Here is a 24,531-nt window from a genome sequence, read left to right as displayed (position 1 = left end):
ATCCGCGTCACCAGTGGCTCGATGGATTCCGGGCTCGCCGCTGCGCGGCGCCCCGGAATGACGAGGGGAGAGAGGTGCGCGCGACCGCCGTCACGCCGCGGGCTGAACCGCCTTGTCGCCGGCCATCACGTGGGTCAGCGCGCTCTTGATCGCGGACTGGCGGGTCGGCGCGTTGATCTGCGCGCCGAGCAGGTCGGTGACGTAGAACACGTCGCGCGCGCGCTCGCCAAAGGTCGCGACGTGGGCGGAGGCGATGTTCAGATTGAGCTTCGAGATCGCGGTGGTGAGCTCGTAGAGCAGGCCGGGCCGGTCGAGGCCGGATACCTCGATCACGGTGTAGCGGTCTGACCACTGGTTGTTGATGGTCACTTCAGGCTCGATCACGAAGGGCCGTGCCTTGCTGCGCACCGTGCGCCGCGCCACCACCTCGGGCAGGCGCAGCTTGCCTTCCAGCACGTCCTCGATCATCTCGCCGATGCGGGTGGCGCGCCTTCCCTCGTCCTCGTCGCGGTCGTATTCCCGGGAGATCGAGATCGTGTCGAGCGCGCGGCCGTCGGTCGTGGTGTAGATCTGGGCGTCGACGATGTTGGCGCCGGCGGAGGCGCAGGCGCCCGCGATGATCGACAGCAGCCAGGGATGGTCGGCCGCGAAGATAGTCAGCTCGGTGACGCCGCGCACCTCGTCGAAGCCGACATTGATCGCGAGCTTGTGGCCGGCCTGCTCGCTGGAGCGGACGAAGCGCGCGTGGCGGATCTTGCGCGGCAGCTCGACCTTGAGCCAGTAGGCCGGGTAGTGCCGGGCGATATAGGCATCGAGCTCGTCCGCCGGCCACTCGGCGAAGGCATTACGGAATTCGGCGTAGGCGGCCGTGAGGCGCTTGCCGCGATCGACCTCCGAGAAGCCGCCGGTCAGCACCGGCTCGGTCTCGTAATACAGTGAACGCAGCAGCTGCGCCTTCCAGCCGTTCCACACGCCGGGGCCGACGCCGCGGATGTCGGCGGTGGTGAGGATCGTCAGCAGCTTCATCTGCTCGACCGACTGCACCACGGCAGCGAAATTCTCGATCGTCTTGCGGTCCGACAGGTCGCGCGACTGCGCGACCGTGGACATGGTCAGATGCTCCTCGATCAGCCAGGCCACGAGCTCGGTGTCGGCCGGGCTGAAGCCGAGCCGCGGGCAGAGCCGCCGCGCCACCTTGGCGCCGGCGATGGAGTGATCCTCCGGCCGGCCCTTGGCGACGTCGTGCAGGAGCGTCGCGATGTAGATCACCGAGCGATGCTCGGGCCGGATCTTGCGCATCAGGTCGCTGGCTACGGCGAATTCCTCGATGCCGCCGCGCTCGATGTCCTGGAGGAAGCCGACGCAGCGGATCAGGTGCTCGTCGACGGTGTAGTGATGATACATGTTGAACTGCATCATCGAGACGATCTTGCCGAAGGCCCGGATGAAGTGGCCGAGCACGCCGGTCTCGTTCATCCGACGCAGCACGATCTCCGCGTTGTCGGAGGTCAGGATCTCCATGAACAGCCGGTTGGCTTCGGGGTTCTCGCGGAGCTGGGCGTTGATCAGGCCGAGCGAGCGCGTCACGTCGCGCATCGCGTCCGGATGAAAGGCGAGGTTGTTCTTCTGCGCCAGGCGGAAGATGCGGATCAGGTTGACCGGGTCGTGCTTGAAGACGTCGGGCGCGGCGACGTTGATGCGGTTGTTGTCGACGATGAAGTCGTCGCTGTCAGGCACGCGCCGCTTCGCGGGGGTCGGGCGCAGCCGCGCCATCATCCGGCTCAGGACCGGCGCGGGCTTGGCCTGCTGGTCCTCGAGCTTGGCGCAGAGGATGGCGGTGAGGTTGCCGACTTCCTTGGCGACCAGGAAGTAGTGCTTCATGAACCGCTCGACGTCCTGCATGCCGGGATGCGAGGTGTAGCCGAGCCGGACCGCGATCTCGCGCTGGAGATCGAAGGACAGGCGCTCTTCGGCGCGGCCGGAGTAGAAGTGCAGGTTGCAGCGCACCGACCACAGGAAATCGGCGCAGCGGCGGAACGTGCGGTATTCCTGCGCGTCGAACACGCCGCGCTCGACCAGCTCGTCGGTGTCGCGGACGCGGTAGACGTATTTGGCGATCCAGAACAGCGTGTGCAGGTCGCGCAAGGCGCCCTTGCCGTCCTTGACGTTGGGTTCGACCAGGTAGCGCGACTGGCCGCCGCGCCGGTGCCGCTCCTCGCGCTCGGCGAGTTTTGCGGTGACGAATTCGGACGCGGTGCCCTGCACCACTTCCTTGTCGAAGCGTTCGACCAGCTCGTCATAGAGCGGCTGGTCGCCGGTCAGGAAGCGCGTCTCCAGGATTGCGGTGCGGATCGTCATGTCGCCGCGCGCCTGCCGGATCGACTCGTCGACCGAGCGCGTGGCGTGTCCGACCTTCAGCCCCATGTCCCAGAGGCAATAGAGGATCGCCTCGGCGACCTGCTCGCCCCAGGCGGTCTGCTTGTAGGGCAGGATGAAGAGCAGATCGATGTCCGATTCCGGCGCCATCAGGCCGCGGCCATAGCCGCCGGTCGCGACCACCGCCATGCGCTCGGCGCCGCTCGGGATCGGCGAGCGGTAGAGATGGCGGGTTGCCGCCGAATAGAGGATGCGGATGATCTCGTCCTGCACATGGCACAGCCGCTCGGCGCAGCGACGGCCATGGCGGTCCTTCAGCAGGATCGCCTGTGCGGCGGCGCGCGCCGCGATCAGCTCGGCCTTGAGCAATTGCGCCATGGCCGTGCGGAACGCGTCCTCGCGTCCCTGGTGCTTTTCGGCAAGCGCATCGACCGCTGCGGTGATCCGCGCGGTGTCGAAGCGATCGTCCACCTCTTGCTTGTGCTCTGTCGTGACGCTGTCCATGTCACACCGGATATAAGAGGTGACAGGCGCTGTCACCCGCCATTCGCTGGCAATAGTCGTTCCATGCTTGAAAAGCCCGGCATCGGGCAAAGTTGTTCTCGGGCGACCCGCTTTCAAGGGTGGGATTTTCTCGTTGACCTCTAGATATAACTCATTGAAAAACAATGAAGTTTTTGAGGAGGGCGGGCATGACCAAGGTGACACGACGCATTCTGCTGGTGGGCGCGATGGCGCTCGCCATGACCCCCGCGGCGCGGGCGGCCGATCCGCTCAAGGAAATCCGCATCGACTGGGCGACCTACAATCCGGTGTCGCTGGTGCTGAAGCAGAAGGGGCTGCTGGAGAAGGAGTTCGCCAAGGACGGCATCACCATCACCTGGGTGCAATCGGCCGGCTCCAACAAGGCACTCGAATTCCTCAATGCCGGCTCGATCGATTTCGGCTCGACCGCGGGCTCGGCGGCGCTGGTGGCGAAGATCAACGGCAACCCGATCAAGTCGATCTATGTCTATTCGCGTCCCGAATGGACCGCGCTGGTGACGGGCAAGGAGTCCAGGATCGCAAGCGTTGCGGATCTCAAGGGCAAGCGCGTCGCGGTGACGCGCGGCACCGATTCGCACATCTTCCTGGTGCGCGCGCTGCTTGGCGCCGGCCTCGCCGAGAAGGACATCACGCCGGTGCTGCTCCAGCACGCCGACGGCAAGACCGCGCTGATCCGCGGCGATGTCGATGCCTGGGCCGGGCTCGATCCGATGATGGCGCAGGCCGAAGTGGAGGAGGGCGCCAAGCTGTTCTATCGCAAGGCTGACGCCAACACCTGGGGCATCCTCAATGTGCGCGAGCAGTTCCTGAAGGACTATCCGGACGTGGCCCGCCGCGTGCTCGCCACTTACGAAGAGGCGCGCAAATATTCCCTGGCGAACTATGACGAACTGAAGAAGACCTTCATCGCCGTGACGAAGCTTCCCGAGGCCGTCGTCGACAAGCAGCTCAAGGAGCGCACCGAGCTGACCCACAGCCGCATCGGCGCGCCCCAGCGCGAGTCGATCCTCGCGGCCGGCCTGGCGTTGCAGCAGGCGGGCGTCGTCGACACCAAGGTTGACGTGAAGGCGACGCTGGATGCGCTGATCGACGACCAGATCCCGCTGCCGACGAATTAGTCGGCAGGAAGAGGCAGCCGCGCGTGCATCAAACTCCGCCGTCGTCCCGGCGAAGGGCGGGACTCATAACCACAGGGAGTGGTTGTTGCGCGAAGGCGGTCACTCCGAATCCCCGTAACCACTCCTCCCCGTGGTTATGGATCCCGGATCGGCGCGCGCTTGAGGCGCGCTTGTCCGGGACGACGGTCGTGGGTGTGGCGACACTGTTGCATTCCCTCACCAGACGCGCTTCCTACCGACCATGATCTCCGACGCGCCTGCCTTGCAACAATCCTCTGAACCGGCCGAGGGCGCCACCGCGCCCTCGCGCATCGCGCGTTACGCGCGGCCGGTGCTGGGTGTGCTGTTGCCGCTCGCGCTCGCGCTCGGCTGGGAGCTCGTGGTGTGGTCCGGCTGGTCCAACGGCCGGCTGGTGCCGCCGCCCTCGCGCGTCTTTGTCACCATCACTGACCTCGCCCGCTCCGGCGAGCTGGTCCGTCACATCGCCGCGACGCTGTGGCGTGTCGGCCTTGGCTTCGCGTTCGGAGTGGTCGCCGGCACGCTGCTCGGCGCGATTTCCGGCTATTGGTCGCTGGCGCGCCGGCTGCTCGATCCGACCGTGCAGGCGCTGCGCGCGATACCCTCGCTGGCCTGGGTGCCGCTGTTCATCCTCTGGCTCGGTATCTTCGAGACATCGAAGATCGCGCTGATCGCGGTCGGCGTGTTCTTCCCGGTCTATCTCGGCGTGATGGGTGCCATCCTCTCGGTCGATCGCAAGATCGTCGAGGTCGGGCGCACCTTCCGCCTCTCCGGCCCGGCGATGATCCGCCGCATCCTCTTGCCCGCGGTGCTGCCGGCCTATGTGGTGTCGTTGCGCGTCGGCCTCGGTCTCGGCTGGATGTTCGTGGTGGCGGCCGAATTGATCGGGGCGTCCGAAGGTCTCGGCTATCTCCTGCTCGACGGCCAGCAGCTCGGCAAGCCCGCGCAGATCCTCGCCGCGATCGTGATCTTCGCCATGCTCGGCAAGCTCACGGACTGGCTGATCGAGGTCGGGTCCGCGCCCTTCCTGCGCTGGCAGGACGGCTTCGGGCGTCCCAGGGGAGCGTAACGCGATGCTCGCGCTCGACAGGGTCAGCAAGACCTATCCCAACGGCGTCGAGGCGCTGGCGCGTTTCTCGGCCGCGATCCGCCAAGGCGAGATCGTCGCCATCATCGGCGGCTCCGGCTGCGGCAAATCAACATTGCTGCGCGCCATCGCCGGCCTCGATCGCGCCAGCTCAGGCACGGTGACGCTGGACGACGAGGCGATCGCCTCGCCGCATGCCAAGATCGGCATCATCTTCCAGGAGCCGCGGCTTTTGCCCTGGCTCAGCGTCGCCGACAATATCGGCTTTGGCCTTGCCGATCTGCCCGCGGCCGAGCGGCGCGAGAAGGTGGCGCGCGCGCTCGCGCGCGTCGGGCTCGCCGACAAGGCGCAGGCCTGGCCGCGCGAGCTCTCCGGCGGGCAGGCGCAGCGCGTCGCGATCGCCCGCGCGCTGGTGCCGCAGCCCGAGGTGCTCTTGCTCGACGAGCCGTTCTCCGCGCTCGACGCATTCACCCGCAGGGATCTCCAGGATCATCTGCTCGATCTCTGGGCCGACACGCGCCCGACCTTGATCCTCGTCACACATGACGTCGACGAGGCCGTGGTGCTGGCAGATCGCGTGCTGGTGATGCGGCCGCGGCCGGGCCGCCTGTTCGACCAGATCGAGATCAATCTGGGCCGGCCGCGCGACCGCAATTCGCCGCTGTTCGAGAACTTCAAGCGAAGTGTGCTGACGTCACTCGACCGTTCGCTCGACCGCAGCGTGCCCGACCGTGACGCAACCCAGGGTCCCGGTCAGGCCATGTGGTGGTGACAATTTCTCCTCAAGCCGGTACATCGAGGGGCGATTTTTCCGGGAGAGAACGAAAATGGACGCTGCCCAACTGCGCCAGATGCAGGCCCCGATCAAGGAACGCTACAAGACCGATCCCAAGACCGCGCTGATCACGTTGAAGGCCAAGGGCTCGACTGACAGCGACGGCATCGCCTGCAAGGTCGAGACCGGCCGCGCTATCGCGCTTGCCGGCCTGCATCCGGCCACCGGCGGCTCCGGCCTCGAACTCTGCTCCGGCGACATGCTGCTCGAGGCGCTGGTTGCTTGCGCCGGCGTCACGCTGAAATCGGTTGCGACCGCGATCGAGGTGCCGCTCAAGACCGGCAACGTCTATGCCGAGGGCGATCTCGATTTCCGCGGCACGCTCGGCGTCGACAAGGAGACGCCGGTCGGCTTCGCCGAGATCCGCCTCCGCTTCGAGGTCGACACGCCGGCGCCGCAGGACAAGCTCGATCTGCTGCTCAAGCTCACCGAGCGCTATTGCGTCGTCTACCAGACCATCAAGAACGGCCCGAAGGTTTCGGTGTCGATGCAGCGGATGTGAGACGCGAGAGTCGCTGCTCCACAATTGGTGTCGTTCCCGCGTAGGCGGGAACCCATAACCCAAGGCTGTCGTGATTTCGGACGGTCGTAGGTCCGGCTCTCGAATCACTACGCCCTGTGGCTATGGATTCCGGGTTCGCGCTTCGCGCGCCCCGGAATGACGGACAGAATGCCTTCCTTCCGGATCTGCGCTTCGCTTGTCCGGCACGACAAACAAAAAAATGTCCACCGAGCTCCACTTCATCCTCTTCCTGCTCCTGCGCATGGCGATCGCGGCGGCGTTCGTCGTGACCGCCTCGATCATCACCGAACGCTCGGGTCCGGTGATCGGTGCGCTGATCGCGACCCTGCCGGTCTCGGCCGGTCCGTCCTACGTCTTCCTCGCGATCGACCATGACGCCGCCTTCATCGCGCAGGGCGCGCTGGCGAGCCTGCCGGTGAACGCGGCGACCATCTTCATGTGCCTCACCTATGTCGTGCTGTCGCAGCGGCACAATCTCGCGGTGAGTTGCGGCAGCGCCGTCGCGGTGTGGATCGGGCTGGCCTCGATCATCCGCCAGTTCGACTGGTCGCTCACCGCCGGGCTTGCCGCCAATCTGATCGCGTTCGGCATCTGCATTCCGCTGCTCGCAGGCTATCGCCACGTGAAGATGCCGCTGGTGACGCGGCGCTGGTACGACGTCCCGATGCGGGCTGCGCTGGTCGCGACCCTCGTCGCCATCGTGGTCTCGACTTCCAGCTGGGTCGGCCCCCGCATCAGCGGCATCATCGCGCTGTATCCCGTGGTGTTCTCCAGCATGATGGTGATCCTGCATCCGCGCATCGGCGGTCCGCCGACCGCCGCCGTGCTCGCCAACTCCGCCTGGGGTCTGCTCGGATTCGGAATGGCGGTCGCCGTCATGCACGTCGCGGTGGTGCAGTTCGGCCTGGCCGTCGGCTTGAGTCTTGCGCTCGGCACTTGCGTCACCTGGAACCTGACGCTGTGGGGGATCGGCCGGCGCGCGATGCACAAGGCTCGGCAGAAGCCGTGAGACTACGGATGAACGCGAGATGACGTCGAAGACATAACTGCGGCTAGTTCATTCGAGCAATCAGCGCGGCGTCCCACAAGCCGTTGAATGACAAATGTCATTTCAAATTTGGGCCGAGACCGCTGCGGGGCGCCGTGTGCACCGGCGATTTTCCCCGACTGCTGCTTTCCGACATTTCTATTAGAACTTTGTTCGAGCTTTTCCCGTACGAATCAATTTGCATACCCGCGTCCGACACCGCCCGCGTATATTTTGGCGGATCTCTATTCAAGCGATCGGACCTGCGGGAACCGCTGATTGGAATACGGCATCGTTGCCGCGCGGTCACATCCCCTGGTTCCGACGGGCACGTCCCGATCGGTGTTGTTTCGAGATGGAGATTCTTTGATGTTTGGTCGCAACTCCCGCAGTGATGCAGACGCACAGCTCGCCGCCATCGGCCGGTCGCAGGCCGTGATCGAGTTTGCGATGGATGGCACGATTCTTACGGCCAACCAGAATTTCCTGAAGGCGCTCGGCTACTCCTTCGACGAGATCAAGGGAAAGAAGCACGCCATGTTCGTGCCGGCCGATCAGCGCGACAGCGCCGAATACAAGGCGTTTTGGGCGCAGCTCAACCGCGGCGAGCCGCAGGCCGCCGAATTCAAGCGAATTGCCAAGGGCGGCCGCGAGGTCTGGATCGAGGCGTCCTACAATCCGGTGCTCGACAATGCCGGCAAGCCGGTCAAGGTCGTGAAGATCGCGACCGACATCACCGCCAAGAAGGTCCGCGCCATGACGGAAGCCTCCAAGGTGTCCGCCATCAGCCGCGCCCAGGCCGTGATCGAGTTCAAGCTCGACGGTACCGTCGTCACGGCCAACGAGAATTTCTGCAAGGCGCTCGGCTATTCGCTGGCCGAGATCGAGGGCAAGCACCACAGCCTGTTCGTGGCTCAGTCCGAGCGTGACGGCGGCGCCTATCGCGAATTCTGGGCCGCGCTCAACCGCGGCGAATACCAGGCCGGCGAGTTCAAGCGCATCGGCAAGGGCGGTCGCGAGGTCTGGATCCTCGCCTCCTACAATCCCCTGCTCGACGAGAACGGCAAGCCGTTCGGCGTCGCCAAGTTCGCGACCGACATCACCGCGGAGAAGCTGAAGAACGTCGATCTCGCCGGTCAGATCGCGGCGATCGACAAGGCGCAGGCGGTGATCGAGTTCAACATGGACGGCACCATCATCACCGCCAATGCCAACTTCCTCGGGACGCTCGGCTATTCACTCGCCGAGATCAAGGGCCATCATCACAGCATGTTCGTCGAGCCTGCCGAGCGCGACGGCGCGACCTATCGCGAGTTCTGGGCCGCGCTCAACCGCGGCCAGTACCAGGCGGCGGAATACAAGCGCATCGGCAAGGGCGGGAAGGAGGTCTATATCCAGGCCTCCTACAACCCGATCCTCGATCTCAACGGCAAGCCGTTCAAGGTCGTGAAATATGCCACCGACACCACGAAGCAGGTGCTCGTCCGCATGGGCAACGAGCGCGTCCGCGGCATGATGGAATCGGTCGCCGCGGGTTCGGAGGAGCTCAACGCCTCGGTGCGGGAGATTTCCGAGGCGATGACCAAGTCGCGCGAAACCGCGATGAGCGCGGTGGATCAGGTCGCCGCCGCCGACGCCCAGGCGCAGCGCCTCACCGAGGCCGCGCAGGCGATGAGCGGCATCGTCGAGATGATCAACAGCATCACCGGGCAGATCAACCTGCTCGCGCTCAACGCCACGATCGAATCCGCGCGCGCCGGCGAAGCCGGCCGCGGCTTTGCCGTGGTCGCCTCCGAGGTGAAGAGCCTCGCCAACCAGGCCAAGCAGGCGACCGACAAGATCGGCCAGGAGATCGGCAGCCTCAACGGCATCTCCGGCGACGTCGTCAGCGCGCTCGGCTCCATCAAGCAGGCGATCAACAATGTCAGCGAATACGTGACATCGACCGCCGCCGCCGTCGAGGAGCAGAGCACGGTCACGAACGAGATGTCGACCAGCATGCAGCGCGCCGCGGCGGAAGCGGCGGCGATCGCGGCGCGGGCGTAGGGCAGTATCGTAGGGTGGGCAAAGGCGCGCGCACTTCGCGCGCCGTGCCCACCATCCATCCGCGAATTCGTCGTTGCATGGTGGGCACGCTACGCTTTGCCCACCCTACGGCGCCGTTACTGCTTCGGCAGCTTGGCCTTCAACGCATACAGTGCATCGAGCGCTTCGCGCGGAGACATCTCGTCGGGGTGCAGCGCCTTCACCGCGTCCATCAGCAGCTCCGCCTCGCTCGGCGGCGCGGCTTCCGCGGCGGCGCGTGAGGGCACGGCGAACAACGGCAGATCATCGGCGAGGGCCCGCGCGGTCTGGCCGCGATCCTGCGCCTCGAGTTTCGCCAGCACGGATTTGGCGCGCGTGATCACGGCCGGCGGCAGGCCTGCGAGTTTTGCCACCTGGATGCCGTAGGAGCGGTCGGCCGAGCCCGGCAGCACCTCGTGCAGGAACACGACATTGCCCTGCCACTCCTTGACGCGCACGGTGGCGTTGAACATCCGCGGCAGCTTGGCCGAGAGCGCGGTCAGCTCGTGATAATGCGTCGCGAACAGCGTGCGGCAGCGGTTGCTCTCGTGCAGATGCTCGATCGCGGCCCAGGCGATCGAGAGGCCGTCGAAGGTTGCCGTGCCGCGGCCGATCTCGTCGAGGATCACGAGCGCGCGCTCGCCGGCCTGGTTCAGGATCGCCGCGGTCTCGACCATCTCCACCATGAAGGTGGAGCGGCCGCGCGCGAGATCATCGGCGGCGCCGACGCGCGAGAACAGGCGATCGATGATGCCGATGCGGGCGCGCGTCGCCGGCACGAAGCTGCCGATCTGCGCCAGCAGTGCGATCAGCGCGTTCTGGCGCAGGAAGGTCGATTTACCAGCCATGTTGGGACCGGTCAGCAGCCAGAGCTGGCCGGACTTTTGCGCGGGCGCCGGCGAGAGATCGCAGGCATTGGCAATGAACGGCTCGCCGTTGCGCTTCAGGGCCTGCTCGACGACGGGATGACGGCCGGCTTCGATCGCAAAGCCGAGCGAGGAGTCCACTTCCGGCCGCACATAGTTCTCGTCGACTGCAAGCTTGGCCAGCGAAGTCGCAACATCGAGCAGCGCAAAGCCTTGCGCGGCGGCGCGCAGGTCGTCGCTGATCTCGAGCGCCTTGGCGCAGAGCCGCTCAAAAATCTCGAGCTCGAGACCGAGCGCGCGGTCGCCGGCATTGGCGATCTTGGCTTCGATCTCGCCGAGCTCGGAGGTCGTGAAGCGGACCTGGCCCGCAAGCGTCTGGCGATGGATGAAGGTCGCGTTGAGCGGTGCCGACATCAGCTTGTCGCCATGCTGCGCGGTGACCTCGACGAAATAGCCGAGCACGTTGTTGTGCCGGATCTTGAGGCCTTTGACGCCGGTGTCGTCGGCGTAGCGGGCCTGCATCGAGGCCACCACGAGGCGCGAGGCGTCGCGCAGGTTCCGGGCTTCGTCGAGCGCGGGCTCATAGCCCTGGCGCACGAAGCCGCCGTCGCGCTTGATCAGCGGCAGTTGCTCGTCGAGCGCTGTCGCAAACTCGGCCGCGAGCTCGCGCGATGGTCGCGTCAAGGCCGCCATCACCGCCGCGATCTCCTGCGGCGGCTGGTCGAGTTCGCCGAGCCGCGCCAGCACCTGGTCGGCGGCGATGATGCCGTCGCGCAAGCCCGCGAGGTCGCGCGGTCCGCCGCGGCCGACCGAGAGACGGGCCAGCGCCCGCGACATGTCGGGCGCGCCGCGCAGGATGCTGCGGATGTCTTCGCGAGCGGCCGAATCGGCAACGAAGGCGCCGACCGCGTCGAGCCGCCGCGCGATCGCCGGCGCATCCGTCAGCGGCGCCGCCAGCCGCTGCGCCAGCAGGCGCGAGCCCGCCGAGGTCACGGTGCAGTCGATCGCATCGAGCAGGGAGCCGCGGCGCTCGCCGGCGAGCGTCCGCGTCAGCTCGAGATTGGCGCGCGTGGCCGGATCGATCGCCATGGTCGCGCCCGAGGCTTCGCGCGCGGGCGGCGACAGTGGCGGGTGCCTGCCGACCTGGGTGCGGTCGACATAGGTGACGGCGGCGGCCGCGGCCGTCGCTTCGAGCCTGGTCAGCTGTGCCAGCCCGTCCATGGTCGCGACGGCAAAGTAGTCGCACAGCCGCTTCTCGGCGGTGGCGCCGTCGAAGACGTCGCGGGTCAGCGGCGTCACCGCCGGCAATTCACGCAAGGTCTGTCCGAGCTCGTTGTCATTGTAGAGCGCGTCGGTGACGATCGCCTCGTTCGGATTGATCCGCGCCAGCGTTGCGGCGAGCTCGCCGCCCGAGCATTCCGTCACCATGAATTCGGCGGTCGAGATGTCGATCCATGCGAGCCCGAAGCGGTCGCCGCCGGTGGACGAGCGGGCGCGCGCGATCGCCAGCAGGTAATTGTTGGCGCGCGCATCGAGCAGCGTGTCCTCGGTCAGCGTGCCGGGCGTGACCAGCCGCACCACGCCGCGGCGCACCACGCTCTTGTTGCCGCGCGCTTTCGCGGCGGCGGGATCCTCGGTCTGCTCGCAGACCGCGACCCGGTGGCCGGCCGAGATCAGGCGGTGCAGATAATCCTCGGAGCGCTCGACCGGAACGCCGCACATCGGGATGTCCGCGCCCTGGTGCTTGCCGCGCTTGGTCAGCACGATGCCGAGCGTCTTGGAGGCGATCTCGGCGTCCTCGAAGAACAATTCGTAGAAGTCGCCCATCCGGTAGAACAGCAGCAGGCCCTGATGCGCCGCCTTGATCTCCAGGTACTGTTCCATCATCGGCGTGACGCGCGCGGCGGCTTCCGCCTGCGGTGCGGGCGTTTCGTCGGGCGGCGGTACGGGTATCGGCTGTTGCATCGTCATGGGCGGCGCAACCTACAAAATTTCGTCCCGCGCTCCTATCGGTTTGGCCGGGGAAGCGAGGTTTTCCACGCTGTCCGTATGGCGGGATGAGCGCGCCTCATCTTCGGTCGTCATTCCGGGATGCGCCGAAAGGCGCAGGCCCGGAATCCATAACCCCGGCTTGTGGTTATGGATTCCGGGCTCGCCCTCCGGGCGCCCCGGAAAGACGGAGGGGTTTGAATGACGGCCACCCGCGAAACCGTCAATTGACCTGCCGCGGGCGCCCTCCTAAAACTCCGCCGGAATTGAAGAATTTGGCCGGACCGCGGCATTCAGGGAGAACAACGATGCGTGACGTCTTTATCTGCGATGCCGTGCGGACCCCGATCGGCCGTTTCGGCGGCTCGCTTGCCAAGGTGCGTGCCGACGACCTCGCCGCCGCGCCGATCAAGGCGCTGATGGCCAAGCACCCCAATCTCGATTGGGCGCAGGTGGACGAGGTGTTCTTCGGCTGCGCCAACCAGGCCGGCGAGGACAACCGCAACGTCGCACGCATGGCGTTGCTGCTCGCAGGTCTCCCCGACTCGGTTCCCGGCCAGACCCTGAACCGCCTGTGCGCCTCCGGCCTCGATGCAGTCGGTGCCGCCGGCCGCGCCATCCGCTCCGGCGAGATCGAGCTCGCCATTGCCGGCGGCGTCGAATCCATGACCCGCGCGCCCTTCGTGATGGGCAAGGCGCAGGAGGCCTTCTCCCGCTCGGCCGAGATTTTCGACACCACCATCGGCTGGCGCTTCATCAATCCGCTGCTGAAGGCGCAGTACGGCGTCGATGCGATGCCGGAGACCGGCGAGAACGTCGCCGAGGAATTCCAGGTCTCGCGCGCCGACCAGGACGCCTTCGCCATCCGCTCGCAGCAGCGCGCAGGCGCCGCGATCGCGGCCGGCTATTTCGCCGAAGAAATCACGCCGATCAGCATTCCCGGCGGCAAGGCCGGTCCGATCACGGTGGACAAGGACGAGCATCCGCGTCCCGAGACCACGCTGGAAGGTCTCGCCAAACTGAAGCCGATTGTGCGCAATCCCGGCACGGTCACCGCCGGCAACGCATCCGGCGTCAACGACGGCGCGGCTGCGATGATCCTGGCGTCCGAAGCTGCCGTGAAGAAGCACGGCCTGACGCCGCGCGCCCGCATCCTCGGCCTCGCTTCGGCCGGCGTGCCGCCGCGCATCATGGGCATTGGACCTGTGCCTGCGACCCGCAAGCTGATGGAGCGGCTCGGCAAGAAGATCAGCGATTTCGACCTGATCGAGCTCAACGAGGCCTTCGCCTCGCAGGGCATCGCCTGCATGCGCCAGCTCGGCGTTGCCGACGATGCCGACTTCGTCAATCCGCATGGCGGCGCCATCGCGCTCGGACATCCCCTCGGCATGAGCGGCGCGCGCCTGGCGCTCACCGCCGTGCACGGCATGGAGAAGCGCGGCGGCAAGCTCGCGCTCGCCACCATGTGCGTCGGCGTCGGCCAGGGCGTTGCCGTGGCGATCGAGAAGCTGAACTGACGGGACGCTGCGCGTCCCGTCATCCCGGAGCCGCTCGTTAGAGCGGAATCCGGGATCTCGAGATTCCGGGTTCAGCCCTGTCGGGCTGCCCCGGAATGACGGGCGACCGGGAGGCAAGCATGATCATCGAACGTGAGCAGGACGTCACGGCCGCGGCACTGGCGGTGATGGAGCGGACGTCCGATCCGCGGCTTCGCCAGATCATGGTCTCACTGGTCAAGCACCTGCACGCCTTCGTCCGCGATGTTCGCCTGACCGAGGCGGAATTCCGCGACGCCACGGCGATCGTGGCCGAGCTCGGCAAGCTGACCACCGATACGCATAACGAAGTCGTGCTGATGGCCGGCTCGCTCGGCGTCTCGCCGCTGGTGTGCCTGCTCAACAATGGCGATCAGGGCAATACGGAAACCGACCAATCGCTGCTCGGACCGTTCTGGCGGTTGAACTCGCCGCGGGTCGAGAACGGCGGATCGATCGTTCGCTCCGAGACCCCGGGTGCGCCGCTGTTCGTCAGCGGCCGCGTCGTGGACAAGGATGGCCGTCCCGTCACTGGGGCGGAGGTCGATGTCTGGCATGCCTCGCCGGTCGGTCTCTACGAGAACCAGGACCCCGAGCAAGCGGACATGAACCTGCGCGGCAAGTTCACGACCGACCAGGACGGGCGCTTCGCCTTCCGTTCGGTGATGATGGTTGGCTATCCCATTCCGACCAGTGGTGTGGTCGGCCGCCTGCTGAAGGCGCAGAGCCGGCATCCCTATCGTCCCGCGCATCTGCACGCGCTGATCTTCAAGCCCGGATTCAAGGTGCTGATCTCGCAGGTCTACGACCCCGCCGATCCGCATATCGACAGCGACGTGCAGTTCGGGGTGACGCAGGCGCTGATCGGCAAGTTCCTGCGCCACGATACGCCGCATCCGGCCGCGCGCGACGTCGCGACGCCCTGGTATTCGCTCGACCACACCTACCGGCTCGAGGCCGGCGAGGCCGTGCTGCCACGTCCGCCGATCAAGTAGCACGCGCGCAAGTGCCGGGCCGAGCGCAGGAGGACCGCTAAACCCGCTTCCCCCAATTAGTTATATCCTATAATGATTGGCGGAAGTGTTGACCGGCCGGACCGAAAATGGCCGGGGGAGGAGTTCGCCAATGACATTCATCTATCCCGTCGATAGCAACAAGGCGCATCCGCTGCCGCTGTCGCCCGAGTACAAGAGCTCGATCAAGCGCGCACCGAACAAGCCCTTGATCCCGATGCGCCACACGCTGTCGGAATTGACCGGCCCGGTCTACGGCCACGAGACCGTGCGCGAGGGCGACAACGATCTCACCACACAGCATACCGGCGAGCCGATCGGTGAGCGCATCATCGTGCACGGCCATGTGCTCGACGAGGACGGCCGCGGCGTGCCGAACTCGCTGGTCGAGATCTGGCAGGCCAATTCCTGCGGCCGCTACGTCCATGTCCGCGACCAGCATCCGGCGCCGCTGGATCCGAACTTCACCGGCGCAGGCCGCACCCAGAGCGATGCCTCCGGCTACTACCGCTTCGTCACCATCAAGCCCGGCGCCTATCCGTGGGGCAATCACCACAACGCCTGGCGTCCCGCGCACATCCATCTCTCGGTGTTCGGCCATTCCTTCGTCACGCGCCTGGTGACGCAGATGTACTTCCCGGCCGATCCGCTGTTCCCGTTCGATCCGATCTTCAATTCGGTGCCGGACGAGAAGGCGCGCGCGCGGATGGTCTCGTCGTTCGATCTCGAGAACACCCAGCCCGAATGGGCGCTGTGCTACCGCTTCAACATCGTGCTGCGCGGCAAGAACGCCACGCCCATGGAGAACCACTAACGTGCAGGATTCTGTGAAGCCCGAGGGGATCACCCCATCGCAGACCGTCGGTCCGTTCTTCAAATACGGCCTGACGCCGACCGGCGACTACGCCTGGAACGACGCGTTCACCAACTCGACGCTGACGCCCGACGTCACGGGCGATCGTGTCCGCATCGAGGGCCGCGTGCTCGACGGTGACGGCGTCGCCGTGCCCGATGCCATGCTGGAGATCTGGCAGGCGGATGCTCAAGGCCGCTTCTCCGATCCGCAGGACAAGCGCGCGCTGCCGAACGCCAGCTTCCGCGGTTTCGCCCGCTGCGGCACCGACAAGGACGGCAATTACGCCTTCGACACCGTCAAGCCGGGCGCGGTGCCCGATCCTGACGGCAAGCCGCAGGCGCCGCATATCCTCCTTGCGGTGTTCGGCCGCGGCATGCTGCGGCATCTCTACACCCGGATCTATTTCAGCGACGAGGCCGGCAATGCCGCCGACCCCGTGCTGGCGCTGGTGCCCACTGAGCGCCGCGCCACGCTGATCGCGACGCGCGAGGCGGGGAAGGCGGTCTATCGCCTCGACCTGCGTTTGCAGGGCGACAACGAGACGGTGTTCTTCGACGTGTGAGGCGGCACGCGTGGCGGCGATATCGACGGCCGGCACGCGTTTCTCATCCCGCGCAACTGAGCTGGTTGCCGCGTTGCATCGGGCCCGAGTCGTTTCTCTTCGCGCCGTGAGTCAGTCTCGCTGACTCAAAACCGACCGTTTGACGTCCTGTCCCGTAATTTTCCGGTGTCCGCGGGATACAATTTCCGCGCGAAGCAATCCCGTGTTTACCGCAATCGTTTAGGGTCCGTTTGGATCTCGACCTGCGCCATTGGATTGTTCCATGAAATTTCGTCTCTCGCTTTCTTCTGCGGTCATTGCATTCGGGATCGTTCTCGCCATCGGCTTCACGGCGGTCGTTTCCACCAGCCTCTACGCCCTGCGCGAGCTCAAGGTCGGCGGTCCGCTCTATTCCGACATCAAGCTGGGCAACGACCTCATCGCGGACATCCTGCCGCCGCCGGAATATGTCATCGAGGCCTATCTCGAAGCGACCCTCGCCATGCGCGAGCCGGATCAGCTGGCGGCCCATGGCGAGCGCCTGGTCCAGCTCCGCAAGGATTACGACGAGCGCAAGGCATTCTGGATCGCCTCCAGCCTCTCGGCCGATCTGAAGAACGCGCTGGTGTCGAAGTCCGATGCCGAGGTGCAGAAGTTCTGGAAAGTCCTGTCCGATCAGCTCCTGCCGGCCCTCAAGGCCAAGAACAGCGCCGCTGCCGAAGGCGCCTACGCGCAGCTCAAGGACGCCTACACGGCCCACCGCGCCGTCATCGACAGCATCGTCGAGAGCGCCAACAAGCAGAACGCCGACATGGAGAAGCTGGCCGCGGAGCGCGACAGCACCATGCTCTATATCCTCCTCGGCGTCTCCGCCGCCGTCCTGGCCTTCGTTGCCGCAGGCCTGCTTGGCGTTGCCCTCGGCGTGGTGCGCCCGATCGTGCGCATGACGGATACGATGCAAAGGCTCGCGACCGGCGATCTCGCCGCCGACATTCCGTTTGCACACCGCCGGGACGAGGTCGGCTCGATGGCGGGCGCGCTTGTGGTGTTCAAGCAGGCGGCGGCCGAGAATTCGCGGCTGCGCGAGGAGCAGTTGCAGAAGGAGCGGGAGGCCGCGCTCGCCAAGCGCGGCGCCCTGCACCAGATGGCCGAAACCGTCGAGCGCGAGACCGGGCGCTCGGTCGACACCGCGAGCGCGGCGAGCCAGGGCGTCGAGCGGGCCGTCTCCAGCCTGTCCGAGATCGCGCGATCGCTGTCCTCGGAATCGCAGGCGGTGGCCGCGGCCTCCACCCAGGCCCTCGGCAGTTCCCAGACCGTTTCGGCCGCGGCCGAAGAACTGAGTGTTTCGATCCGCGAGATCGCGGGCCAGGTCGCGCGGACCAGCACGGTCACCAGATCGGCCGTTGCCGGCCGTGAGCAGGCGCGTTCGACCATTCAGGCGCTGGCGGGATCGGTGAAGAAGATTGCCGAGGTCTCCGACCTCATCGGCGGCATCGCCGGCCAGACCAACCTGCTGGCGCTCAACGCCACGATCGAGGCGGCGCGCGCCGGCGAGGCCGGCCGCGGCTTCGCGGTGGTGGCCGCCGAAGTGAAATCCCTGTCCGACCAGACCGCCAAGTCCACCGAGGAGATCGGGCGGCTGATCGCCGAGATCCAGGCCTCGACGCAGGCCGCGGTCGATGCCGTCGAGACCATGGGGGGCCACATCGTCGAGATCGACGGTGTGGCGACCTCGGTTGCTGCCGCGATGGAACAGCAGGACGCCGCGACGCGGGAGATCGCGCGGTCGATTTCCGAATCGGCGTCCGCCGCGAAGGAGGTCTCGGCCAAGATCAGCAATGTCAGCCGCGACGCTGCCTCCGTGAACGAGCGCGCCGCGGAGGTCAGGCAGGCGATCGCCGGCATGGCGTCCAATCTCGAACAGCTGCGGTCGGTCGTGGTCCGGACTGTGCGCGACTCGACCGCCGCGGCTTGAGCCCGGCATCGCGTCGGCCGCTGGTGCCCGGGGGCGTGATCGTGCAGTATGGCGCGGGACAGGGGCATCGTGGCTATGACATCTCCACAATTGCCGGCGGTCGTTGAGTCCGCCCAACTGACGGCGGCGCTGCGCAGGGGCGGCGTGCTTGACGCGGGCGCGGTGCGCGAGGTGAAGGTGCTGCATCAGCGTGACACCCTCGTGTCACAGATCGTCAGGCTCGGGCTGCGCTATGTCGGCGAGTCCGCTGGCGCCCCGCAGTCGCTGATCCTCAAGACTCCCAATTCCGCTTTCGCCGAGAGCCTCGCCAATGGCGGCCGGCGCGAGGTGGACTTCTACACGCAGCTTGCGCCGAAGATGCCGCCGGGACTGGTGCCGCGCTGCTTTGACGGGCATTTCGACGAGGACGGCCCCACCTGGCACCTGCTGCTCGAGGACCTTACCGACAGCCATGAGATCGCAACGAAGTGGCCGCTGCCGCCGTCGCGTGAGCAGGCGATGGCGATCGTCACGACACTGGCGCGCTGGCATGCGGCATGGTGGGACCATCCCGGTCTTGGCGACACCGTCGGCACCTGGGCGAGCGCCGAGGACCGCGCGCAGCACTTGGAAACCTTCGCCGGCCATTACGACCGCTTCGCCGATCTGCTCGGTGATCGCCTCGGCGAAGAGCGCCGCACCCTCTATCGCCGCCTGATCGAGCACTCGGCTCGGCTATCCCAGCGCTATCATTCGCGGCGTCACATCAGCATTGCCCATGGCGATGCCCATATCTGGAATTTCATGCTGCCGCGCCCCGGCGTCGCGGATACCGTGCGCATCTTCGATTTCGACCAGTGGCGCATCAACGTGCCGACGAGTGACCTTGCCTACATGATGGCGATGCAATGGTACCCGGACCGCAGGCAGGCGCTCGAACGGCCGCTGCTCAATCGCTATCACGAGACGCTGGTCGCCAACGGCGTCAGCGGCTACACGCGCGGCGCGCTCGATCAGGACTATCGTCTGTCGGTGCTCTGGCACATCACGGGGCCGGTCTGGCAGTGGAGCATCAACATCCCGCCGCTGATCTGGTGGAACAATCTGGAGCGGGTGATGATGGCGGTCGAGGATCTGGGGTGTGAGGAGCTCTTGGGGTAGGCGACGCTACATACTTGCTGTCGTCCTGGCGAAAGCCAGGACCCATTACCCCAGGGCGAGGTTGTGGCGCGAAGCTGGTAATCACGAGTCTTCGCCAAACTCCTCCCTGGGGTAATGGGTCCTGGATCTGCGCTTCGCTTGTCCAGGACGACGGCGGAGCTTGTGACGCCCCTCCCCTTACTCCATCACCGCATGTTCCGGCCCCGCGGCCTGCCTGCGCAGCGTGGCCTTGGTCGAGCCGATCAACAGGGCGAGCGGGATGGTGCAGAGGATGAAGACCATCACCAGCATATAGTCGTGCGCGAAGGCGATGATCTGCGCCTGCACGCTGACCATCCTGTCGGCCATGGCGCGGCCAGCGTCGGTGGACAGGTTGATCATGCCGCTGACGCTGGGCATCTGGAGTGCGTGGTTGAACGGGTTGACGTGCTCGGACAGGATCGCATAGGTCCGCCGCGTGCCCTGCGTCAGCTGGGCGATGACGACGGAAATGCCGACCGAGCTCGCGACGTTGCGCATCAGGGTCAGCATCGCGGTGCCGTCGGTGCGCAGCTCGTTCGACAGCGTCAGGAACGCAACGGTCGAGAGCGGCACGAAGACCAGGCCGAAGCCAAAGCCCTGGATGACGCTGACGGTCACGATCTCCGGCACCTGGGTCAGGTCGGTCCAGCCGGTCATCTGGTACAGCGAGCCCGCGGTCAGCGTCAGGCCGGAGATGATCAGCGTGCGCGCCTCGAAATAACGCATCATGCGGCCGACCAGCATCATGGCGAAGAAGGTGCCGAAGCCGCGGCTCGCCAGCAGCAGGCCGGCGGTGATGATGGGGTAGCCGATCACGTTCTGCATGTAGGGCGAGGCCAGCGCCATGGTCGAGAACAGCACGAGCCCCATCACGACCATGAACATGCAGCCGGTGACGAAATTGCGATCCTGGAACAGCGCGAAGCGGATGAACGGCGTCGAGGTCGTGAAGGAGTGCGCGACGAAGAAGTAGAACGCGACGGCGGAGACGATGAACTCCGCGACGATCTCATTGGATTCGAGCCAGCCCAATTGCTCGCCGCGGTCGAGCGCGAGCTGAAGCGAGCCGATCGCGACCGCCAGCGCAGCGAAGCCGAACCAGTCGAATTTGAGGCTGATGTCCTTCCTGGTCTCGTCCATGAAGATGATCAGCCCGAGCACGGTGATGGCGCCGAACGGCAGATTGACGAAGAACACCCAGTGCCAGGAATAGGTCTCGGTGAGCCATGCCCCTAGCGAGGGACCCATGATCGGGCCCATCATCACGCCCATGCCCCAGATCGACATCGCCTTGGCGCGTTCCTGGAGCGTGTAATAATCGAGCATCACCGACTGCGACAGCGGCACCAGCGCCGCGCCGAACACGCCTTGCAGCAGGCGGAACAGCACCATCTGGTTGATGTCCTGCGCGAGGCCGCACAGCACCGACGCCATGGTGAAGCCGGCGGAGCAGATGATGAAGATGCGCTTGCGGCCGAAGCGGTTGGCGATCCAGCCCACCGGCGCCGTCATGATCGCGGCGGCGACGATGTAGGAGGTCAAGACCCAGTTGATCTGGTCCTGCGAGGCCGACAGCGTGCCCTGCATGTAGGGCAGGGCGACATTGGCGATGGTGGTGTCCAGCGCCTGCATGATGGTCGCGGTCATGGCGCAGATCGTCACCATGTTCCGGCGCAGACCGGGAACCATCAGGCTGGCATTGGGGCCGGACATCGGATCAGTCCTTGTCCTGGCCCGCGGTCGCCGACAGGCCGAACAGGCCGGCGAGCGAGCGCCGATGGCCGGTGTCGATGGTGGCGTAGACGCTCATGCCGGCCTTCAGCTTCCGCACGTATTTGTCGGTCTCGTCGAAATAGATGCGGATCGGCACGCGCTGCACCACCTTGACGAAATTGCCGGTGGCGTTCTGCGGCGGCAGGATCGCGAACTGCGCGCCGGTACCGGGCGAGAGCGAGCCGATCTTGCCCTTGAACACGTGGTTCGGGAACGCGTCGACCTCGAGGGTAACAGGCTGGCCTTCGGTGACGTAGGTGAGGTCGCTTTCCTTCGGATTGGCGTCGACCCAGGGATGGGCGACGTCGATGATGGAGAACACCGGCGTGCCGGCAGTGACGTAACGGCCGAGCTGAATCTGCTCGACCTGCGTCGCGACGCCGCCCATCGGCGCGCGCACCACGGCGTGATCGAGATTGCGCTCGGCGTTGTCGAGCTTGGACTTGGCCTGCGCGTAGGGTGGGAATTTCTCCAGCGGCAGGTCGGTATCGCCGAGCAGTTGCGTCTTGGCCGCCGAGATCTGCTGCTTGACGTATTGCGCGATCGAGCCTGATGTGACCAGCGCGTTCGCCGCGTTGTCGAGGTCGAGCTGCGAGCCGTAGCTGTTCTTGACCAGCGCCTGCTTGCGCTCGACGTCGCGCTGCTTGAGGTCGACGCCCTGCTGGGCGAGGCTCAGCATGTCGCCGTAGATCTTGATGTTGGCGCGGAGATTGTCGTAGGTCGACTGCGCCTGCGCGAGCTGCGCCCTGGCCTCGTCCACCGCGAGGCGGAACGGCACGGGATCGATCTCGAACAGCTCATCGCCCTGCTTGACGAGCTGACCTTCCCTCACGACGACCTTCTCGATCTTGCCGGAGATGTCGGGCGTCACCAGCACCTTCTGCGCGCCGACATAGGCGTCATCGGTACCGACATAGCGGCCGCCATTCAGATAGAAGGTCAAGCCGCCAATGGCGACGACGATCGGCAGCACGACCATCAGCAGGAAGCGGCGATAGCGCCGCAGGCCTGCGACGATGCGGCGGCGGGGATCGGTGCCGGCTTTCTTGGTGGGCTTGCCGCTGTCGATCTTCTGCTCGGGCTGGAACTTGATGACTTGATCAGCCATAGCGCTGCTCCTTACGTGCTTGTTCCGCTCCGGATGTCTGGATCGCGGTACGCACGTTTTCCTTGATTGCTTCGAGTTGGGTGAGGAGGCGATGGGCATCCGCCGGATTGATACCGTCGAGCGCGTTGGCCGTGATTTCGGACCTGAGCCCGCTCATCTTGCCGAGCAATTGCCGGCCGGCCTTCCTCAGGTAGAGGCGCTTGACGCGCCGGTCCGAGGCGTCGCTGCGGCGCTCGATCCAGTCATTGTCGCAGAGCTTGTCGATCAGGCGCGTCAGCGTGATCGGCTGCACCTCGAGGAGCTCGGCGAGCTCCGACTGCTTCATGCCCTCGCTACGCTCGACCTTGGCCAGCACCGCCCATTGCGCGCGGGTGATGCCGAAGCGCGACGCCTCCTTGTCGGCATAGACGCGCAGCAGGCGATAGAGCTCGGCGAGCGTAAACAGGAAGTTCTGGTCCACGGGCCCGCGGCTCATGAGCTTGGTCTCCTATAAGCTTGAGATACTATAAGCAAGCTTATGATTTTTTCATGGCGGGTTAACGGGACGCTGTCCCGCTGCAAGAGCATGGCTGACCGCCGTTCGCCGGTCGTGCTTTGGGTTCCCTCGCCGAAATGCTAGAAGGCAGGCCAAATGACCCTCGCAAAGCCGGCATTCCCCGCGCCCGACCACGATCACGGCCGCTGCACTGCGGACGCGCTGGCGCATGCCGAGGAGGTTTGCGAGCAGCGCGCGCAGAAATTCACGCCGATTCGCCGCCAGGTGCTCGGGGCGCTGCTCTCCAGCCACCGCCCGCTCGGGGCCTACGAGGTGATCGACGAACTCGCCAAGTCGATGCCGCGGCCGGCGCCGATCACGATCTACCGTGCTCTCGATTTCTTGATGGCCAACGGCCTCGTGCACCGCATCGAAAGTCGCAACGCCTATCTCGCCTGCGCCGCCCACGACCACGATGCGACCTCCGCGGTGGCGTTCCTGATCTGCGAGCGCTGCGGTCTGGTCGGCGAGATCCCGTCGGCGTCCTTCGCCAAGGATATCAACGCCGCTGCGCGCAGCTCAGGTTTTGCCCCCAAATTGTCTGTGGTGGAGATCACGGGCATCTGCACCCATTGTCAGAAAACTGCATAAAGCAACAACGGCGCAAAGCCGATATCGGGAAGAAATGTCCTCACCTCAAGCCATACCGTCCGCCGGTCGCCCCCTCAGTGCCGGCGCCATCGCCCTGATGCTGATGCTGTGCCTGACCTGGGGGTTCAACCAGATCGCGGTGAAGCTGGTGCTGCCGGACATCCCGCCGATGCTCCAGGCGATGATCCGCTCGATGGGCGCGCTGCCGGTACTCTTCATCATCGGCACGCTGCGCGGCGTCAAATTCTTCGAGAAGGACGGCACGTGGAAGCCCGGCCTGATCGCCGGGCTGATGTTCGGCATCGAGTTCGTGCTGATCTTCCAGGGCCTGCGCCTCACGCCGGCGTCCCGGGCCGTGGTGTTTCTTTACACCGCACCGTTCTTCGTCGCGCTCGGCTCTTACCAGGTGCTCGGCGAACGGCTCGGCGGCACGCAATGGCTGGGGCTCGCGGTGAGCTTTGCCGGCGTCGCGCTCGCGATCGGCGTGCCGCAGCCGGATGTCGACGCCAAGGTGCTGCTCGGCGACCTCATGATCGTCGGCGGTGCCGCGCTGTGGGCGGCCACCACGCTGGTTGCCAAGGGCACGCGGCTGCGCTTCGCCGCGCCGGAGAAGGCGCTGGGCTACCAGGTTGCGACCTCGATCCCGATCCTGGGCCTGGCGGCCTGGTTGTTCGGCGAATCCATCACCCACACCCCGGCGCCGCTGTCCCTCGCCCTGATGGCCTTCCAGGCGATCTGGGTGGTGGGAACCACGTTCACGCTTTGGTTCGCGCTGGTGAAGGCCTATTCGGCCAGCAAATTGTCCGCTTTTACCTTCATCACCCCTTTGTTTGGCGTGGTGGGTAGCTATTTCATCATGCACGACACCTTGAGCCTGACATTCGGGGCCGCCGCGGTCCTTGTAATTGCTGGGCTTTTTCTGGTTAACCGTCCCAGCCAAACGGCTGCGGCGCCGCGCGATGCATTGCTGAACGTCACCAAAACCTGATATTTG

The 24,531-nt window shown here is 65.9% G+C and carries 19 protein-coding genes; 14 read left to right on the top strand and 5 right to left on the bottom strand.

Annotation, left to right across the window (positions count from 1 at the left end; all coding sequences use genetic code 11):
• Window positions 1-90: 90 nt before the first annotated feature.
• On the bottom strand, window positions 91-2,880 hold the full coding sequence (locus AAFG50_RS40895) for a [protein-PII] uridylyltransferase (RefSeq protein WP_028172605.1): 2,790 nt from the start codon (window positions 2,878-2,880) through the stop codon (window positions 91-93).
• A 188-nt stretch (window positions 2,881-3,068) separates the two neighbouring features.
• Here AAFG50_RS40895 and AAFG50_RS40890 point away from each other — a divergent pair, with 188 nt between their 5' ends.
• The 6 genes from AAFG50_RS40890 to AAFG50_RS40865 all read left to right on the top strand — a co-directional run bounded on the left by AAFG50_RS40890 (window position 3,069) and on the right by AAFG50_RS40865 (window position 9,576).
• Window positions 3,069-4,040: an aliphatic sulfonate ABC transporter substrate-binding protein gene (locus tag AAFG50_RS40890; RefSeq protein ID WP_028172606.1), complete on the top strand. Its 972-nt coding sequence runs from the start codon at window positions 3,069-3,071 to the stop codon at window positions 4,038-4,040.
• Between the two features lie 241 nt (window positions 4,041-4,281).
• On the top strand, window positions 4,282-5,127 hold the full coding sequence (locus tag AAFG50_RS40885) for an ABC transporter permease (RefSeq protein ID WP_028172607.1): 846 nt from the start codon (window positions 4,282-4,284) through the stop codon (window positions 5,125-5,127).
• A 4-nt stretch (window positions 5,128-5,131) separates the two neighbouring features.
• Window positions 5,132-5,917, top strand: coding sequence for an ABC transporter ATP-binding protein (locus tag AAFG50_RS40880; RefSeq protein ID WP_028172608.1), 786 nt, complete (start codon window positions 5,132-5,134; stop codon window positions 5,915-5,917).
• Between the two features lie 55 nt (window positions 5,918-5,972).
• Window positions 5,973-6,482 carry an OsmC family protein gene (locus AAFG50_RS40875; protein ID WP_027542149.1) on the top strand — a complete coding sequence of 170 codons (510 nt, stop codon included), beginning with the start codon at window positions 5,973-5,975 and terminating at the stop codon, window positions 6,480-6,482.
• Between the two features lie 220 nt (window positions 6,483-6,702).
• Window positions 6,703-7,512, top strand: a complete 810-nt coding sequence (locus AAFG50_RS40870; protein ID WP_028172609.1) for a hypothetical protein — start codon at window positions 6,703-6,705, stop codon at window positions 7,510-7,512.
• Between the two features lie 387 nt (window positions 7,513-7,899).
• Complete coding sequence (locus AAFG50_RS40865; RefSeq protein ID WP_028172610.1) at window positions 7,900-9,576, top strand: PAS domain-containing methyl-accepting chemotaxis protein; 1,677 nt, start codon at window positions 7,900-7,902, stop codon at window positions 9,574-9,576.
• A 116-nt stretch (window positions 9,577-9,692) separates the two neighbouring features.
• Here AAFG50_RS40865 and mutS read toward each other — a convergent pair whose 3' ends face one another.
• The gene (mutS, locus tag AAFG50_RS40860) at window positions 9,693-12,431 is read right to left on the bottom strand and encodes a DNA mismatch repair protein MutS (RefSeq protein WP_028172611.1); all 2,739 of its coding nucleotides are present in this window, start codon (window positions 12,429-12,431) and stop codon (window positions 9,693-9,695) included.
• Between the two features lie 326 nt (window positions 12,432-12,757).
• Between mutS and pcaF the strand changes: the two genes are divergently transcribed.
• The 6 genes from pcaF (at window position 12,758) to AAFG50_RS40830 (ending at window position 19,509) form a co-directional block, all read left to right on the top strand.
• On the top strand, window positions 12,758-13,966 hold the full coding sequence (gene pcaF / locus AAFG50_RS40855) for a 3-oxoadipyl-CoA thiolase (protein ID WP_028172612.1): 1,209 nt from the start codon (window positions 12,758-12,760) through the stop codon (window positions 13,964-13,966).
• 119 nt (window positions 13,967-14,085) lie between these two features.
• Window positions 14,086-14,979 carry a dioxygenase gene (locus tag AAFG50_RS40850; RefSeq protein ID WP_028172613.1) on the top strand — a complete coding sequence of 298 codons (894 nt, stop codon included), beginning with the start codon at window positions 14,086-14,088 and terminating at the stop codon, window positions 14,977-14,979.
• Window positions 14,980-15,109: 130 nt separating this feature from the next.
• Window positions 15,110-15,811: a protocatechuate 3,4-dioxygenase subunit beta gene (pcaH, locus tag AAFG50_RS40845; RefSeq protein ID WP_028172614.1), complete on the top strand. Its 702-nt coding sequence runs from the start codon at window positions 15,110-15,112 to the stop codon at window positions 15,809-15,811.
• Between the two features lies 1 nt (window position 15,812).
• Complete coding sequence (gene pcaG, locus AAFG50_RS40840; protein WP_028172615.1) at window positions 15,813-16,415, top strand: protocatechuate 3,4-dioxygenase subunit alpha; 603 nt, start codon at window positions 15,813-15,815, stop codon at window positions 16,413-16,415.
• Between the two features lie 262 nt (window positions 16,416-16,677).
• Window positions 16,678-18,369, top strand: coding sequence for a methyl-accepting chemotaxis protein (locus AAFG50_RS40835; protein ID WP_028172616.1), 1,692 nt, complete (start codon window positions 16,678-16,680; stop codon window positions 18,367-18,369).
• Window positions 18,370-18,417: 48 nt separating this feature from the next.
• The gene (locus AAFG50_RS40830; protein WP_028172617.1) at window positions 18,418-19,509 is read left to right on the top strand and encodes a phosphotransferase; all 1,092 of its coding nucleotides are present in this window, start codon (window positions 18,418-18,420) and stop codon (window positions 19,507-19,509) included.
• A gap of 177 nt (window positions 19,510-19,686) precedes the next feature.
• Here the strand turns inward: AAFG50_RS40830 and AAFG50_RS40825 are convergent, their stop codons facing one another.
• Genes AAFG50_RS40825 through AAFG50_RS40815 form a run of 3 tightly spaced genes read right to left on the bottom strand, consistent with a single transcriptional unit; the run spans window position 19,687 to window position 22,886 of the window.
• Window positions 19,687-21,243, bottom strand: a complete 1,557-nt coding sequence (locus AAFG50_RS40825; protein WP_011083753.1) for an MDR family MFS transporter — start codon at window positions 21,241-21,243, stop codon at window positions 19,687-19,689.
• A 4-nt stretch (window positions 21,244-21,247) separates the two neighbouring features.
• On the bottom strand, window positions 21,248-22,411 hold the full coding sequence (locus AAFG50_RS40820; RefSeq protein WP_028172618.1) for an HlyD family secretion protein: 1,164 nt from the start codon (window positions 22,409-22,411) through the stop codon (window positions 21,248-21,250).
• Entirely contained in the window at window positions 22,404-22,886 is a 483-nt protein-coding gene (locus tag AAFG50_RS40815) for a MarR family transcriptional regulator (RefSeq protein ID WP_011083755.1), read from the bottom strand. Before AAFG50_RS40815 ends, AAFG50_RS40820 begins: the two co-directional genes overlap by 8 nt.
• Window positions 22,887-23,042: 156 nt before the next feature.
• Here AAFG50_RS40815 and AAFG50_RS40810 point away from each other — a divergent pair, with 156 nt between their 5' ends.
• Window positions 23,043-23,537 carry a transcriptional repressor gene (locus AAFG50_RS40810; RefSeq protein WP_011083756.1) on the top strand — a complete coding sequence of 165 codons (495 nt, stop codon included), beginning with the start codon at window positions 23,043-23,045 and terminating at the stop codon, window positions 23,535-23,537.
• Between the two features lie 34 nt (window positions 23,538-23,571).
• Entirely contained in the window at window positions 23,572-24,525 is a 954-nt protein-coding gene (locus AAFG50_RS40805) for a DMT family transporter (RefSeq protein ID WP_011083757.1), read from the top strand.
• Window positions 24,526-24,531 lie beyond the last annotated feature (6 nt).

Source organism: Bradyrhizobium sp. B039, assembly GCF_038965675.1.
Taxonomy (GTDB): Bacteria; Pseudomonadota; Alphaproteobacteria; order Rhizobiales; family Xanthobacteraceae; genus Bradyrhizobium; species Bradyrhizobium diazoefficiens.
This window is presented reverse-complemented; position numbering and strand designations above follow the sequence as displayed.